The sequence below is a fragment of the Herbaspirillum lusitanum P6-12 genome (assembly GCF_000256565.1).
In the GTDB taxonomy this organism is placed as follows: Bacteria; Pseudomonadota; Gammaproteobacteria; order Burkholderiales; family Burkholderiaceae_D; genus Herbaspirillum; species Herbaspirillum lusitanum.
On record NZ_AJHH01000551.1, the window covers coordinates 1 to 1,276 of the forward strand.

Annotated in this window: 1 pseudogene; it reads right to left on the reverse strand. The window is 65.9% G+C overall.

What is annotated here, in order from left to right:
* Positions 1–143 precede the first annotated feature (143 nt).
* A pseudogene (pdxR, locus tag HLUSI_RS29485) lies at positions 144–1,250 on the reverse strand (MocR-like pyridoxine biosynthesis transcription factor PdxR); the annotation flags it as partial.
* Between the last annotated feature and the right edge of the window lie 26 nt (positions 1,251–1,276).

Consider the following 1,276-nt stretch of genomic DNA (forward strand, 5'->3'; position numbering starts at 1 on the left):
CGCCGGGCCGGGCAGCGTGTCGGCGGTGTATCGCTATGCCGATACGGCTTGCACCGTGGCCGCCTTTGCACCGACGAATGATCAGGCAGTGGTCGAATGGGTGGCCTGCAAGCTCGCAACCGGCAGCGAAAGCCAGCCCTGCCTCAGCCTTCCATCGCCTTTTTAAGCTTCAGCGCCAGCCGCTTCGCCATCGCCGCGTCCGCCACGTTGGCGAAACCGAGCAGCAGGCCGCGCTGCGGTTCGTTGTCGAGATACCAGCTCGACAGCGACTTGATGCCGAAACCCGCGGCACGGGCGCGCTCCGCCATCAGCACGTCGTCTTCATGCGCTGCCAGTCCGGCGACGATGTGCAATCCGCCCGGTTGCAGTTCGATCTGCAGCCGGTTGCCGAAAACCTGCTCCAAGGCGCGTACGAAGACGGCGCGACGTTCGGCGTACAGCAGGCGCATGCGCTTGAGGTGGCGCGAAAAATGTCCCTGCGCAATGAAGTCGGCGACGCCGGCCTGGAACAGATACGGACAGCCGGCGTTGAGGCTGGCGCACACGGCGTGGAAACGCTGCACCGCGCCGAGCGGAACGACCACGTAGGACAACCGCAGACCCGGGAACATGACCTTGCTGAAGGTGCCGCAATAAATCACGCGATCGGCACGATCCAGGCTTTTGAGCGCCGGCAGCGGCCGCCCTTGGTAGCGGAATTCGCTGTCATAGTCGTCTTCGATGATCCAGCTGCCGGCCTTGCCGGCCCATTCCAGCAAGGCCATGCGCCGCTCCAGCGACAAGGTCACGCCGAGCGGACTCTGGTGCGACGGCGTCACCAGCGCAAAGCGTGCATCGGGCGCACGCCGCACTCCCTCTTCCACCATCAGGCCATGTCCGTCCACCGGCACCGGCGCCAGTTTTGCGCCGGCATTGCGCAGGAACAGCTGCGCCTGCAAGTAGCCGGGATCCTCGAACCAGAACACGTCATCCGGCGTCGCCAGGCTGCGCAGCACCAGTTCCAGCGTGGCGCGATAGCCGGCGGTGACGAACACCTGCTCCGGCAGGCAGGCCACGCCGCGCGACAAGCCGAGGTAGGTGGCGATGCGTTCGCGCAGCGGACCGTAGCCGGCCGGATCGGGATAGGCCATGGCGAGCGGCTCGCCGGTGCGCAGGCGATGGCCGGCGATGCGGTTCCAGACCTTGCGCGGGAAAGCGTCGAGCGCGGGCAAGCCGAGCTTGAGCGGCTCCGGCTCGCGGCCATGATGTTCGCCCGGCGTTTAAAAAAAAAAAAAAA